Source organism: Agrobacterium sp. 22094 (assembly GCF_052046015.1).
Lineage (GTDB): Bacteria > Pseudomonadota > Alphaproteobacteria > Rhizobiales > Rhizobiaceae > Agrobacterium > Agrobacterium cavarae.
Genome location: NZ_JBQEPX010000018.1, coordinates 1 through 625, shown reverse-complemented (window position 1 = coordinate 625; position 625 = coordinate 1). Strand labels below are relative to the sequence as shown.

Genomic DNA, 625 nt, shown 5'->3' with positions numbered 1-625 from the left:
ATTGGTTGTAGGATAAAAAGTAGATTAATAGAGAAAGAGGAGGAGATTATTATAACTACAACCGTTATTTCACATTTTTACAATGAAGAGTATTTATTGCCATGGTGGCTTATGCATCATACGAAACTTTTTGATCATGGTATTTTAATTAATAAAGGTTCAACAGATCGTTCCGTTGAGATTTGTAAAAAATTCGCACCGCATTGGGAGGTGCGAGATTCTGTAAATCCAGAGTTTGATGCATATGCGACAGATCATGAAGTGATGAGGATAGAACAAGAAGTACAAGGATGGAAAATGATTTTAAATACGACTGAGTTTCTTTGCGTGCAAGATAAAAATCAGTTTTGGAAATCGCTAAATGAATTGGGGGGGAGGATGTATTGGCTGGACGGGCTTATTATGGTTGATGATCCTAACTACAACTATCCGGACCTTAACTTTGGAATACCTTTAATGAAACAGCGATTTCATGGTTATTTACCAGAAGATTGGCCGTTATGGAGAAGAGGTAGATTTATTCATAATCATGAGCATGGAAGTTATACGGTTGGAAGACATTTATCTGCGCATGAATCGATGATTTATCCACCTCTTGCCTGTATATTATGGTTTGGGTTTAGTC

General features: G+C 36.5%; 1 protein-coding gene. It reads left to right on the top strand.

What is annotated here, in order from left to right:
• On the top strand, nt 1–625 hold a 625-nt coding region (locus tag ACTJK5_RS22975; RefSeq protein WP_440613314.1), incomplete at both ends, for a glycosyltransferase family 2 protein.